Here is a 14162-nt window from a genome sequence, read left to right as displayed (position 1 = left end):
GGGCACTCCTGAATAAAGGCAGTTAACCCCCCCCCGGCCTCCCCCTTCACAAGGAGGAGGAGTAAAAACTCCCTCCCCTGCGAAGGGGAGGGTTGGGGTGGGGTCTGGGCTCCCGTGAAGGGGAGGCCGGGGCTCTCACATATGACAGCCTTAGAACGGGGAGTCGGGGAAGTAGAACTCCTTGGCCGTCTGCGGGGTGATCAGCACAGAGGGGATGATGGTGTTGGCCGGCAGCCGTTCGCCCTTGAGGCGAGCCTCTGCGGTCAGCATGATGGCGTCATACATGAACTTGGGGGAGTAGGAGACGTTGGCCTGGATGCGGGGATCGCTGCCCTCCATCAGTGTCTTGATCGCCCCCTTGGCCCCGGCGCCGCCAAACACCAGCTTGATGTCGGTGCGCTTGGCCTGATCGATGGCCTTGAGCACCCCCACCGCCATGTCGTCATCGGCGGCCCAGACGGCGTCAATGTGCTTGAAGCGGGTCAGGAAGTCCTGCATCACCTTGAAGGCATCATCCCGGTTCCAGTTGCCATATTTGGCGTCGAGGATCTTGATGCCGCCGTGCTGCTTCATCACCCCGCTGAAGGCATCGAAGCGCTCGTTGTCCAGGGTGGTGGGAATGCCGCGCAGGGCGACTATGTCTCCCTTGCCGTTGAGGGTCTTGGCGATGAACTCGGCGGGCAGCTTGCCGAAGGCGGTGTTATCCCCGGCCACGTAGGCATCCTGGGCGCTGGTGTCGGTCAGCCCCCGGTCCACCACGGTGACATAGACCCCCTTCTGCTTGACCTGGGCCACCGGCTTGGTCAGGGAGGCTGACTCGAACGGGAAGATGACCAGGGTATCCATCTTGTTGACCGTCAGCAGATCCTGCAACTGGTTGGCCTGTTCAGGGGCATTGGCGGCGGTCTTGACGATCACCTTGAGATCGGGATGGGCCTTCTCGAGATCCTCCTTGGCCTTGTTGGCCCACCAGACGATGCCGGCGGTGAAGCTGTGGGTCGCGGTCGGGATGGAGACCCCCAGGGTCATCTTCTCGGCCGCCGAGGCGCTGCCGGCAGCGATCATCAGGGCGCAGGCGCCCAGGGTGTGTAGCGTTAAGTTGTGTAGCATCTTGTTCATCTTGATAGCCTCTTGACTGTTGGGCTGCTGCCCGTTCCTTGTCGCAGGCGAGGGGAGACCCCGCCACTGGTGTCATTGCCGTTTCTTCGCTTTCGTCTTCCTGTCCACAACAGCCTCAACGCCTGTGTTGCATGAAGGCAACCATGATGATCACTATGCCCTGCACGGCGGCATTGAGGTAAACACTGATGATGCTGGTCAGATTGAGGATATTGCTGATGACCGACAGCAGTATGGCGCCCACCAGGGTGCCGAAGATGCGCCCCTCTCCCCCCTTGAGGGAGGTGCCCCCCACCACAACGGCGGCGATGGCCTCCAGCTCCCACAAGAGCCCTGTGGTGGGGGTGGCGGATCCCAGACGCGGCACATAGAGCAGGGTGGCGATGCCGACGCAGAGCCCGAGCAGCGCATAGGTGAGCAGCTTGACCCTATCGACCCGGATGGCGGCATAGCGCGCCACCTGCTCGTTGGAACCGATGGCCTGCACATGGCGGCCGAAAGCGGTGCGGTTGAGCAGCAGCCCCCCCGCCAGCGCCACCAGCAGCAGGACCCAGACCGGGATGGGCACCCCCAGCAGGCTGCCGTAATAGACGGGGCTGTAGCTATCGCTGAGGGCATCGTCCAGGGTCAGGGCGCCGCCATCGGCCAGATAGGTCAGGACGGCCCGAAAGATGCCGAGGGTGCCCAGGGTGACGATAAAGGGCTCAATCCTGCCTTTGGTAATGAGCAGGCCGTGACCGGCGCCAAACAGCAGGCCGAGCAGCAGGGCCAGCCCTATGCCGAGCACAACCACCAGCAAAGGGGCATCCGCCAGCACACCGGCGCCGAGCCGGTTCATGATGAGGATCATGGCCCCGGCGATCAGCGCGGCCATGGCGCCGACCGAGAGATCGATGCCGCCGGACATGATAACGAAGGTCATGCCCACCGCTATGATGCCGATGAAGGCGGTGCGGGTCAGCACGTTGAGCAGGTTGTCCAGGGTGGCGAAGTCGGGGTTGAGCAGGGCGCCGAGCAGGCACAGCAGGATCAGCCCCAGCAGCGGGCCAGTCGCCGATAGCAGGGAGAGCAACCGCTCTTTGCGGGTGTCAGTGGGTACCGGTTGCATAGGCGATCAACTCCTCTTCGGTCAGATGATGGGCGGGCAGCACCGCCTGGAGGCGGCCGGCCCGCAGCACGGCGACTCTGTGGCACAGGCCGATCAGCTCGATCAGCTCGCTCGAGATGACGATGACGGCGCGCCCCTCGGCGGCCAGTCGCTGGATCAGGAAATAGATGTCACGTTTGGCGCCCACATCCACCCCCCGGGTGGGCTCGTCGAGGACGATGACCCTGGGGTCCGGGTGCAGGAACTTGGCGAGGGCCAGCTTTTGCTGATTGCCCCCCGACATCATGCGGGCCCGGGCCGAGTGGGAGCCGGCCTTGATGCCGAAATCATTGATGGCCCGGGTGAGGGCCGCCTGCTCGGCTCCCTTGTCCAGCCAGGGGTGGGCATAGCGCGCCAGCGTCATCAGGGTGAGGTTCTCGGCCAGCCCGAGGTCGATGTGCAGCCCCTTGCCCTTGCGATCCTCCGGCAGATAGGTGAGCCCCTGGCGCATGGCGGCGAGCGGACTGTCGATGCGCACGGCCTTGCCCGCCAGCTGGATGAGGCCCCCCTTGCGCTCGCGCAAGCCGAGGATAGCCTCGAAGGCCTCGGTGCGGCCGGCCCCCACCAGTCCCGCGAAGCCATAGATCTCGCCGCTGCGCACCTCGAAATCGAGGTCTGTCACCCAGCCGGGGACGCAGAGCCCGCTCACCGCGAGGGCGATCTCGGTGCCCTCCGGCGGCGGCAGCCTGGGGGGGAACATGTCCGACATCTCGCGCCCTACCATGAGGTTGGCCATCTGCTGGCGGCTGAAGGCCGCCGTCTCCCCCCGGCTGACGAAACGGCCATCGCGCATGACCACCACCTCGTCGGTGATCTGCTTGACCTCGTCCAGCTTGTGGGAGATGTAGATGATGGTGGTGCCCTGGGCCTTGAGCCTGGCGATGAGGGCGAACAGCCGCGCCGTCTCCCCCGGGGTCAGGGTGGCGGTCGGCTCATCCATGATCAGCAGGCGGGCCTGGCGTGACAGCGCCTTGGCGATCTCCACCAGCTGCTTCTCCGCGACGATAAGCTGCCGCACCTTGGTGGCAGGGGCGCGTTGCAACCCGACCAGCTCCAGATAGTGCTGGGCCCGGGTCGCCATGGTGCGCTCGTCCAGCAGGCCGCCCCTGGTCAGCTCATGGCCGAGGAAGAGGTTCTGGGTCAGGGTCAGGTGCTCCGCCAGGTTGAGCTCCTGGTGAATGAGCACGATTCCCGCCTGCTCCGCCTCGCGGGAGGAGTGCCAGCTGCGCGCCTCGCCATCGATGCGGATCACCCCGGCGCTGATGGGCTCGTAACCGGCGAGGATCTTCATCAGGGTGGACTTGCCGGCGCCATTCTCCCCCAGCAGGCCGTAGACCCGCCCCGGTGCCAGGCTGAAGTCGACCCCGTGCAGCACCCGAATGGGGCCGAAGTCCTTGCAGACGCCGCTAAATTCGACACTGAGACTCATCAGCTTCTCCTTTGATGCTTATCTCGCGCTGTCTGCTGGTGGCGTGCATCAGGCGCTGGCTCTGCTGACGAGCCGATGGGGGAGCAGGCGCCCGATCAGCGGGGTGTCTGGGGCGTTCAGGCGCTGCAGCAGCAGCTGGGCGGCTTCGGCACCTAGCTCCTCCATGGGTTGCGCCATTGTGGTGAGCGGTGGATTGAGCTGGGCGGCCATGGGTATGTCATCGAAACCCATGATGGCAATGTCGTCCGGGATGCGCAGCCCCGCCTCCTGTAAGCGGTGCATCAGGCCTATGGCCAGCGCATCGGCGACGGCGAAGATGGCGGTGGGGCGCTGCGGGCAGTCGAGCAGTTGCTGCGCCGCCTCGGCCCCGGCCAGGAAGCTGAGGCTGGTGACCCGGATATTCCACTCATCCGCCAGCGCGAGGCCGGCTTCTGCCAGGGCCTGGCGGACCCCGGCCTCGCGCTGGCGGGCATAGAGGTAGGCGGGATCCGCGCCTATGAGCGCGATGCGGCTGTGGCCCCGGCTCAGCAGATAGCGGATCGCCTCCGCCGCCGCTCCCTGGTTATCTATGCCCACGTAGGGAACCGGCATGGCGGGGTCAAACTCGCAACAGGCAATCCAGGGCAGCGCGTTGATCTCCTGGCTCAGTCCCTGCTGGATGGAGTCGGGATCCAGGCAGATGGCGCCGTCGGCTCTGTGGGTGCGCAGCAGTTCGAAGGCCGAGCGCTCCCGGCCCGGATCGGCGCCGGTGTCGCACAGCAGCACGAAGTAGCCGTGCTGGCGGGCCACCCTGTCTATGCCGCGCACTATCTCGATGTAGAAGGGGTTGCCGAGGTCGGGCACCATGATGAGCAGCAGCCAGCTTCTGGCGGTGCGCAGGCTGTTGGCCAGCTGATTGACGCGATAGCCGAGCTCCTCGACGGCGCGGTTGACCTTGGCCTGGGTCTTGCCGGTGACGCCCTCCTGGTGGTTCAGCACCCTTGACACGGTGGCGACCGACACCCCGGCCCGCGCCGCGACGGCGGCCATGGAGACGGGATTGACGGGGGCGGGGGAGCGGCTCATTCCAGCTTCCTATGGTTGAAATGTAATCGATTACATTTTTAGGTGAGACCGGGAGAGTTCGCAAGGAAGAAGTAACAAAAAAATAACAATCAGATATCGCGTTGATATTGTGCGTATTTTTAATGGCGATTTTGCTGCGATAGGGGCTGAGTGGGGGAACGAATAAAAAAAGCCCGTCATATCAATGACGGGCTTTTGCACTAGGTACCCCGGAGATGCCGTTGCCGGTTTGGGCCCTTGAACCGTGAGTTCAAGGCGGAGTCCTAAACTGGCCGCAGGCTTCTCGGTCGGGCCGAGCATGCGCAATAGTCAGAAGATAGAACTCCTGTTGGGTATGATTATCGGCTCGGGGACTTGAACCGGCTGACGCACACCCCAGGGAATTTTAAAACGGGTCGCGCTTAGGGCTTAAGGCCCTCATCGCTGGAATCACCATATTGTCCGTGCTCGATCAAGGCCGCTTCTATGGTGCGCTGCAGCATCTTGATCCGCTTGTCCATGGTCTCAGAGTATTGGTGGTTCTTGTCTTTTTCAAGGCAGAGCTCATGACAGAAATTGAGCGCCGCCATGATGGCAAGCTGTTCATTGCTGGAGACCTTGGAGCGTTGACGCAGCTCGATAAGCTTGTCACTCAGCTGGTCGGCGGCCTGGCGCAGGGCATCCTGTTGTCCCAAGGGACAGGATACCTTGTAGGGACGTCCCAAAATGACGATTTCTACGGCCTCTATGCTCATGCCTTCCTCAATACGGCGGGGCTGATTCCCGCCTTTATCCACGTGGACAACTGGGCGGGACTATATAGCGCAGATGCAGAAGTTTCAAGGCCTTGCTGGCTCTGGGAGGGGGAGAATGCTAGGATCTCGGCCATAATTTTTGCATATTTGCCTGAACTTTGAGCGGATCTTCGATGAGCAAAACGAACCCCCTGAAATACGCGGCCGTGGCCGACCTGATGGAGCAGCACGAGCTGATGGCGACGGCTGTCGAGGCCCATGGCGTGATCTGCGGCCTGGTGTGCGGTGGCGTGGTACTGGATGACAAGAGCTGGCTGCCCCCTTTCAACGATCTGATCAACGATGGTTTCGGCCTGCCGGCGCCGGTGCGCCAGGTGATGACAGATCTCTATCAGGGTGTCATCGAGAGCCTGATGGCGCAAAAAGGGGTCGAGCTGCTGCTGCCAAGCGACGAGGCGCCCCTCGACGAGCGCATCGATGCCCTGGTGGACTGGTCCCAGGCCTTCCTGGCCGGTTTCGGCGTGGTGCAGCAGGAGCTCTCCAAGGCCTCCGAGGAGCTGCAGGAGATGATCCAGGACATCGCCAGCATCACCCAGGTCTCCGCGGAGTTCGATCAGGAGGATGACGAGAACGAAGCCTCCTTCCTGGTGCTCTACGAACACGTGCGCCTCGGGGTCATGATGGCGTTCGAGGAGTTTGGCAAGCGCCCGGATACCCCGAGCGCCCCACCGACCCTGCACTGAATCCCGCAAGAGTCCCCACACTGACATAAAAAGAGCGCCTGATGGCGCTCTTTTTATGTGACGGCTCTGCCAGGGAGGAGGGGGCGCTCGGCGCCGTCTTGCATGCCAACTGACGGTGCCAAATCGGTTTTTTGCCCGTGGCCTCGCATCCCGCCCCCCGGCTTTGTGATAGCATTGGCCCACGTTTTTAGCCTATGCCCTCTTCTCATGTCTCATTCTGATCCGGTTCACGTCGACGTGGCTATCGTCGGCGGTGGTATGAGCGGTGCCGTGCTGGCCCTCTCCCTCGCCGCCCTGAAAGGGCCGAGCGGTGCCCCCCTGCAGATCCTGCTGCTGGAGGCGAGCGCCCCCGAACTTCATCGCCATCCCGGCTTCGATGCCCGCGCCATCGCGCTCTCCGCCGGCACCTGCGAGGCGCTGGCCCGTCACGGTCTCTGGTCCCGTTTTGCCCCTCACTGCGCCCCCATCACCCATATCCATGTCTCGGATCGGGGCCACTGCGGCCAGACCCGGCTCACGGCGGCGCAGTTTGGTCTGCCCGCCCTCGGCCAGGTGATCGAACTCTCTGCCGCCGGCATAGAGCTGCAGCAGGCGATGGACGCCACCGCGAACATCAGGCTGTGCTGTCCGGCCCAGCTTTCGACCATAGCGCCGCAGGAGGAGGGGGTGACCCTGACCCTCGCCAGCGGCGAGCGCTATCAGACCCGGCTGCTGGTGGCGGCCGATGGGGGCAACTCCTTCGTTCGCCAGCATTTCAAGCTGCCGGTCAGTCGCCATGACTATGAGCAGAGCGCCATCATCGCCACGGTCAAGACCGCCGAGGATCCCGCCGGCCGGGCCTTCGAGCGTTTCACCGAAGGGGGCCCGCTGGCGCTGCTGCCCATGCAGGAGGGGCTCTCCTCCCTGGTGTGGAGCGTTGCACGGGACGAGGCGCAGGCCCTGATGGCGCTGGATGACGCCGCCTTTCTGGCCCGCCTGCAACAGGCCTTTGGCTGGCGGCTCGGGCGCTTCGTGCGCACAGGGGCGCGTCACCTCTACCCCCTGGTGCTGACGGTGGCCGACTACCCGCTGGCCCAGCGTACCGTGCTGGTGGGCAATGCCGCCCATCTGCTGCACCCCATCGCCGGCCAGGGCTTCAACCTCGGCATGCGCGACCTGGACTTGCTCACCCAGGCGGTGGCCCGGGCCCTCGCGGCCGGGGAGGACATCGGCAGTTTCGAGGTGCTGAGCGCTTACTGGCAGCAGCGCAAGGGGGATCAGGAGCAGACCATCTGGCTCACCTCCTCCCTGGCCCAGCTCTTCTCCAACGGCCATGCGCCCCTGGTGGTTGGCCGCAATCTGGCGCTCTCCCTGATGGGGCGACTGCCCTGGCTGCAGGCGCCGCTTGCCTCCCGCACCCTGGGGTTCGTCGCCGACCTGTGTCGAAAATGAGGTGTGCCGAGAAGAGGCCGCAGCGGACAACTTGATGAGGGGATGCCAGCGGGCGTCCCCCTGCTGATCCCGGCGATCAGCCACTAAAGGATAGAGATGATGCAGATGCAAAATGTGGATGTGGTGATTGTGGGGGGCGGCATGGTGGGCCTTGGGCTCGCCGCCGCCCTCAAGAACAGCGCGCTCAAGGTCGCCATCGTCGAGGGGCAGTTGCCCGACACCGGGCTCGGGGAGGCGCCGGACAACAGGGTCAGCGCCCTGAGCCTCGCCAGCCAGCGCATCTTGCAGGGCGTCGGGGCCTGGGACGGGATAGTGGCGCGGCGCCTGCAACCCTATGGCAGCATGGAGGTGTGGGAGCAGGACAGCTTCGGCCATATCGGCTTCGATGCCGCCAGCTTGCGTCAACCGGCACTCGGCCACATAGTCGAAAACCGGGTCATCCAGCTGGCGCTGCTCGATGCCATTGCGGGGGCGAGCAACATCAGCCTGCTCACCCCGGCCCGGGCCCAGAGCCTGCAGGTGAGCGACGCGGGGGCCCTGTTGCTGCTGGAAGATGGCCGCGCCCTCTCGGCCAGAGTGGTGGTGGCCGCCGACGGTGCCCACTCCTGGGTGCGCCGCCAGGCGGACATACCACTCACCAGCTGGGATTACGGCCACCACGCCCTGGTGGCGACGGTGCGAAGCAAAGAGCCCCACGAGGCGGTGGCCCGCCAGATCTTCACCCCCGACGGCCCGCTCGCCTTCCTGCCCCTGTGGCAACCCGACCTCTGCTCCATCGTCTGGTCGGTACCCGCCGTGCGGGCCGAGGCGCTGTGTGCCCTGGATGACGAAGGGTTCAATCGCCAGCTCACCGCCGCCTTTGATGGGCGGCTGGGACTGTGCAAGGTGGAGGGGCCCCGCAGCGCCATCCCGCTCACCGCCCGCTACGCCCGGGATTTTGCCCGCGAGCGGCTGGTGCTGGTGGGGGATGCGGCCCACACCATACACCCGCTGGCGGGGCAGGGGGTCAACCTGGGCCTGCTTGATGCGGCGGCCCTGGCCGAGCAGCTCCTCAAGAGTCAGAGCGCGGGGGCGGATATCGGCCTGCTGGCCAACCTGCGCGTCTATGAGCGCTGGCGCAAGAGCGAGGCTGCCCGCATGTTGGCGGCGATGGAAGGGCTCAAGCGGCTATTTGGTGGCAGCCACCCTCTCAAGAAGCTGGTGCGCGGGGTGGGATTGCGGGCCGTCGATGGCCTGGCGCCGCTCAAACAAGGGGTTATTCGGGCGGCCATGGGGTTAGAGGGTGAGCTGCCCGCCCTGGCCAAGGGTGAAAAAATCTAATCTTACTCCCGGGTTTTGACAATAAAACTAATCTGACAAGGCTGAACACCCCTCCGGGGTGTCAGCCTTTAATGTTGGCGGGAAGCGAAACGTTTTTCTGTAAATTGTGACGTAACGGTAAAAATCAACATTAAATCTCGCGCATGCCGGGTTTGTACTGTTTTTATCACTGTTTTTGTCTTAGTGTCTGGTGTCAGTTTGTCGGGGCGGTATTAGTTTTTTTTGAGCGGCACCCAGGCGCTCTTGTCATATAATCCGCACCGTTCAAGGAATCACTCCTGCCCCACGGGTGGGAACGAGCACAGACCTTGTGGTCCGCCCTCCCGCTATGCAGGGGAGCCGGAGCGGATTGCGAGCCTTGTCGCGAACGCTTAAGGAAACACAGCGATGATCCAGACTACTGTACTGCATCCCAAACACCTGGAAGCTGGCGCCAAGATGGTGGACTTCCACGGTTGGGAAATGCCCATCAACTACGGCTCCCAGCTGGAAGAGCACCACGCGGTGCGCAGCGATGCGGGCATGTTCGATGTCTCCCACATGACCATAGTCGACCTGACCGGCGAGCGGGTCAAAGCCTTCCTGCAACACCTGCTGGCCAACGACGTGGCCAAGCTCACCGTCCCCGGCAAGGCCCTCTACAGCGGCATGCTCAACCCGGAAGGCGGCGTCATCGATGACCTCATCACCTATTTCCTGACCGATACCTTCTACCGCCTGGTGGTGAACTCCGCCACCCGCGAGAAGGATCTGGCCTGGATCCGTCACCACGCCATCGACTTTGGGGTGAGCGTGACCGAGCGCCCGGAGCTTGCCATGATCGCGGTGCAGGGCCCCCACGCCAAGGCCAAGGCGGCCAAGGTGTTCACCCCCGAGCAAAATGCGGCTGTCGAAGGCATGAAGCCCTTCTTCGGTGTGCAGGCCGGTGATCTCTTCATCGCCACCACAGGCTACACAGGCGAAGATGGCTACGAAATCGTGGTCCCCCAGGAGAAGGCGTGCGATCTGTGGCAGGCCCTGCTGGACAACGGCGTGGCCCCCTGCGGCCTCGGCGCCCGTGACACCCTGCGCCTGGAAGCGGGCATGAACCTCTACGGCCAGGACATGGACGAGTCAATCTCGCCCCTGGCCGCCAACATGGCCTGGACCCTGGCCTGGGAGCCGGCCTCCCGCCAGTTTATCGGTCGCGCCGCCCTGGAAGACCAGAAGGCCGCCGGCACTAGCCCTAAGCTGGTGGGTCTGGTGATGGAAGAGAAAGGCGTGCTGCGTGCCGGCATGCCGGTCACCTTCACCACAGCAAGCGGCGAGACTCGGGAGGGGGTGATCACCTCCGGCTCCTTCTCCCCCACCCTGGGCTACAGCATCGCCCTGGCGCGGGTGCCCCGCGACATCGGCGCTGAAGCCCAGGTGGAGATCCGCAAGAAGCTGGTCACCGTCAAAGTCACCAAGCCGGCCTTCGTGCGCAACGGCCAGCCCCTGGTGTAATCATTGATTGCGGCGAAGGGTGTCCCTTCGCCGACCCATTTTTGTTGAAGCGATCCAAGAGCATAAAGGAAGCACAAATGAGCCATATCCCGAGCGAACTGAAATATGCCACCTCCCACGAGTGGGTCCGTGTTGAAGCCAACGGCGAGGCCGTGATCGGTATCACCGAGCACGCCCAGGATCTGCTGGGTGACATGGTGTTCGTCGATCTGCCGGAAGTGGGCAAGCAAGTGAGTGCCGGCGAAGATTGCGCCGTGGCCGAGTCGGTGAAAGCCGCCTCCGACATCTACAGCCCGGTGAGTGGCGAGATCCTGGCCATCAACGAAGAGCTGGAAGGCAGCCCCGAGCTGGTCAACTCCGACCCCTACGGTGCCGGCTGGCTGTTCCGCATCAAGCTGGATGACGCGGGCGAGCTCGCCAACCTGCTGGATGCCGAAGGCTACCAGAACGTGGTGGACGAAGAGTAATGCCCCCGGGCCCTGCCAACACAGCAGGGCCCCTTTGTATGACCGCCAGCCGGGCACACGCCGGCCGGCGGAAGGGTGAAGTCGCCCGCGTCTGCCCTTTGCCCACCTGGCCTCGCCAGGGGGCAGGCAGCTCCGCCACAAGGCGATCCCCTGTCGATGCTGTCGCAGCATCCGGCGCCGCACCCTGTCTGCGGGGCCCAGAACATGAGTGGAGTCGGTATCCGCCGACGATCAGGAACATCAGGTCTTGGTTATCAGGATTTCATGCCAGGACTTATTACCAGGAAATAGGGAAATGACCCAGTCACTGTTTGAACTCGAGCAAAAAACCGATTTCATCCGTCGCCACATAGGCCCGGGTGAGGAAGAAGTGCGGGCCCTGCTCGCCACCGTGGGCGCCGAGAGCCTGGACGATCTGATTGAGCAGACTGTCCCTGCCGCCATCCGCCGCCCGGGCCCGCTCGGTATCGGCGCCCCCATGACCGAAGTGGAAGCCCTGGCCAAGCTCAAGGGCTATGCGGCCAAGAACCAGATCGCCAAGAGCTACATCGGCATGGGCTACCACGACACTCACGTGCCCCACGTCATCTTGCGCAACGTCTTGGAAAACCCGGGCTGGTACACCGCCTATACCCCTTATCAGCCGGAGCTGGCCCAGGGCCGTCTCGAGGCGCTGCTCAACTTCCAGCAGCTCACCCTGGACTTGACCGGCATGGATCTGGCGAGCGCCTCCCTGCTCGATGAAGCCACCGCCGCTGCCGAAGCCATGGCGCTGGCCAAGCGCATGGCCAAGTCCAAGTCCAATCTCTTCTTCGTGGCCGACGACGTTCACCCCCAGGTGATCGACGTGGTCAAGGAGCGCGCCGTGCACTTCGGTTTCGACGTGGCCGTGGGCCCCGCCTGTGACGCTGTGAGCGAGGAGGTGTTCGGTGCCATGTTCCAGTACCCGTCCACCACCGGGAATGTGACCGATCTGCGCTCCCTGATCGCCGCTGTCCAGGCCCAGAAGGGACTGGCCTGCGTCGGTACCGACATGCTCTCCCTGCTGCTGCTCAAATCCCCGGGTGAACTGGGGGCCGACGTGGTGTTCGGCTCCGCCCAGCGCTTCGGCGTGCCCATGGGCTATGGTGGCCCGCACGCGGCCTTCTTCGCCACCCGCGATGCCTACAAGCGCTCCATGCCGGGCCGCATCATAGGCGTCTCCAAGGATGCCCGTGGCAAGAGTGCCCTGCGCATGGCGATGCAGACCCGCGAGCAACATATCCGCCGCGAGAAGGCGAACTCCAACATCTGTACCGCCCAGGTACTTCTGGCCAACATGGCGAGCTTCTACGCCGTCTACCACGGCCCTGTGGGGCTGAAGACCATCGCCTCCCGGGTCCATCGCCTGACCAGCATCCTGGCGCTGGGGCTCACTGCCAAGGGGCTGACCCTCAAGCACGACAGCTGGTTCGACACCCTCACAGTGCTGACCGCGGGCAAATCCGAGCTGATCGCCAAGGCCGAAGGGCTGGGCATCAACCTGCGCGCCGATCTGGACGGTGCTGTCGGCGTGTCCCTCTCCGAGACCACCACCCGCGATGACGTGGCCGAGCTGTTCGATCTGTTCCTCGGTCAAGGCCACGGGCTGGATGTCGCGGCCCTGGATGCCAAGGCCCAGGCTCACCACGGCATCCCGCAGGATCTGCTGCGCACCGACGCCGTGCTGACCCACGAGGTGTTCAACAAGTACCACTCCGAGACCGAGATGCTGCGCTACATCCACCGTCTCGAAGCCAAGGATCTGGCCCTGAACTACGCCATGATCTCCCTGGGCTCCTGCACCATGAAGCTCAACGCCACCGCCGAGATGATCCCGGTGACCTGGCCCGAGTTCGGCAAGCTGCACCCCTTCGCTCCGCTGGCCCAGACCCAGGGTTACCAGCTGCTGCTGGCAGACCTCGAAGACTGGCTGGTGAAGGTGACAGGTTATGACGCCGTCTGCATGCAGCCGAACTCCGGCGCCCAGGGCGAATATGCCGGTCTGCTTGCCATCAAGAAGTACCACGAGTCCCGCGGCGAGGGGCATCGCGATGTCTGTCTCATTCCGGCATCGGCCCACGGTACCAACCCGGCCTCCGCCCAGATGGCGGGCCTCAAGGTCATCGTCACCGCCTGCGACAAGTTCGGCAACGTGGACTTGGACGATCTGCGTGCCAAGGCCGCCGAGGTGGGGGATCAACTCTCCTGCCTGATGGTGACCTATCCCTCCACCCACGGGGTGTACGAGGAGACCATCAAGGAGGTATGCGACATCGTTCACCAATATGGCGGTCAGGTGTACCTCGACGGCGCCAATATGAACGCGCAAGTCGGTTTGACGGCGCCAGGCTTTATCGGTGCTGACGTGTCGCACCTCAACCTGCACAAGACCTTCGCCATTCCCCATGGCGGTGGCGGTCCGGGCATGGGCCCCATAGGCGTGAAGCAGCACCTGGCCCCCTTCGTGGCCGGTCATGCGGTGGTCAAGACAGATAAAGAGAGCCGTGACAACGGCGCCGTGTCTGCCGCACCCTTCGGTTCGGCCAGCATTTTGCCCATCAGCTGGATGTACATCGCCATGCTGGGGGATGAGGGGCTGAAAAAATCCACCCAGGTCGCCATCCTCAACGCCAACTACCTGGCCAAGAAGCTGGGGGAATCCTTCCCCGTGCTCTATACCGGGCGCAACGGCCGGGTGGCTCACGAGTGCATCCTGGACATCCGCCCGCTCAAGGAAGCCTCCGGCATCAGCGAGATGGACGTGGCCAAGCGCCTGATGGACTACGGCTTCCATGCGCCGACCATGAGCTTCCCGGTGGCGGGTACCCTGATGGTCGAGCCGACCGAATCCGAATCCAAGCGCGAGCTGGATCGCTTCGTGGAAGCCATGACTGCGATCCGCGCCGAGATAGCCCGGGTGCAGGACGGCCACTGGAGCCTGACCGACAACCCCCTGGTCAATGCGCCGCACACCCAGGATGACGTCATGGACGAGCAGTGGAGCCGCGGCTACACCCGCGCCGAAGCCGTCTTCCCGTCCGACGCCGTGCGCGCCAGCAAGCTGTGGCCCTCTGTCAACCGCATCGACGACGTCTACGGCGATCGCAACCTGTTCTGCTCCTGCGTTCCGACCGAGGATTACGCCAAGTAATCGCGGCGCCCTGAAGGGCTGATAACCCATAAGCACAAGGCCACCCCATC

11 protein-coding genes and 1 other RNA gene are annotated in these 14162 nt (G+C 64.0%); 6 read left to right on the top strand and 6 right to left on the bottom strand.

What is annotated here, in order from left to right; genetic code table 11:
* Positions 1–150 precede the first annotated feature (150 nt).
* From OC537_RS07995 to zapA, 6 genes are all read right to left on the bottom strand, one after another.
* Positions 151–1119, bottom strand: a complete 969-nt coding sequence (locus OC537_RS07995; RefSeq protein WP_216366569.1) for a substrate-binding domain-containing protein — start codon at positions 1117–1119, stop codon at positions 151–153.
* Positions 1120–1234: 115 nt separating this feature from the next.
* Positions 1235–2227 (bottom strand): ABC transporter permease, encoded by a 993-nt coding sequence (locus OC537_RS07990; protein WP_262110699.1) that lies wholly within the window; start codon positions 2225–2227, stop codon positions 1235–1237.
* Positions 2208–3695, bottom strand: coding sequence for a sugar ABC transporter ATP-binding protein (locus OC537_RS07985; protein WP_262110698.1), 1488 nt, complete (start codon positions 3693–3695; stop codon positions 2208–2210). The genes OC537_RS07990 and OC537_RS07985 overlap by 20 nt, the downstream gene beginning before the upstream one ends.
* Before the next feature lie 48 nt (positions 3696–3743).
* A complete protein-coding gene (locus OC537_RS07980; RefSeq protein WP_262110697.1) occupies positions 3744–4760 on the bottom strand; it encodes a LacI family DNA-binding transcriptional regulator in 1017 nt (338 codons plus the stop codon).
* 202 nt (positions 4761–4962) lie between these two features.
* Positions 4963–5145, bottom strand: a non-coding RNA gene (gene ssrS / locus OC537_RS07975) — 6S RNA.
* Positions 5146–5161: 16 nt separating this feature from the next.
* Entirely contained in the window at positions 5162–5494 is a 333-nt protein-coding gene (gene zapA / locus OC537_RS07970; RefSeq protein WP_025327271.1) for a cell division protein ZapA, read from the bottom strand.
* A gap of 173 nt (positions 5495–5667) precedes the next feature.
* Here zapA and OC537_RS07965 point away from each other — a divergent pair, with 173 nt between their 5' ends.
* The 6 genes from OC537_RS07965 (at position 5668) to gcvP (ending at position 14112) form a co-directional block, all read left to right on the top strand.
* The gene (locus tag OC537_RS07965; protein ID WP_106886558.1) at positions 5668–6237 is read left to right on the top strand and encodes a UPF0149 family protein; all 570 of its coding nucleotides are present in this window, start codon (positions 5668–5670) and stop codon (positions 6235–6237) included.
* 207 nt (positions 6238–6444) lie between these two features.
* Positions 6445–7668: a 2-octaprenyl-6-methoxyphenyl hydroxylase gene (ubiH, locus tag OC537_RS07960; protein WP_262110696.1), complete on the top strand. Its 1224-nt coding sequence runs from the start codon at positions 6445–6447 to the stop codon at positions 7666–7668.
* Positions 7669–7767: 99 nt separating this feature from the next.
* Positions 7768–8988, top strand: coding sequence for an FAD-dependent 2-octaprenylphenol hydroxylase (locus OC537_RS07955; protein WP_262110768.1), 1221 nt, complete (start codon positions 7768–7770; stop codon positions 8986–8988).
* A gap of 387 nt (positions 8989–9375) precedes the next feature.
* Complete coding sequence (gcvT, locus tag OC537_RS07950; RefSeq protein ID WP_262110695.1) at positions 9376–10473, top strand: glycine cleavage system aminomethyltransferase GcvT; 1098 nt, start codon at positions 9376–9378, stop codon at positions 10471–10473.
* Between the two features lie 77 nt (positions 10474–10550).
* A complete protein-coding gene (gene gcvH, locus OC537_RS07945) occupies positions 10551–10940 on the top strand; it encodes a glycine cleavage system protein GcvH (RefSeq protein ID WP_025327266.1) in 390 nt (129 codons plus the stop codon).
* Positions 10941–11235: 295 nt separating this feature from the next.
* Positions 11236–14112 carry an aminomethyl-transferring glycine dehydrogenase gene (gene gcvP / locus OC537_RS07940; protein WP_262110694.1) on the top strand — a complete coding sequence of 959 codons (2877 nt, stop codon included), beginning with the start codon at positions 11236–11238 and terminating at the stop codon, positions 14110–14112.
* Positions 14113–14162 lie beyond the last annotated feature (50 nt).

The sequence above is a fragment of the Aeromonas sp. Marseille-Q5825 genome, assembly GCF_946892685.1.
In the GTDB taxonomy this organism is placed as follows: domain Bacteria; phylum Pseudomonadota; class Gammaproteobacteria; order Enterobacterales; family Aeromonadaceae; genus Aeromonas; species Aeromonas rivipollensis.
This window is presented reverse-complemented; position numbering and strand designations above follow the sequence as displayed.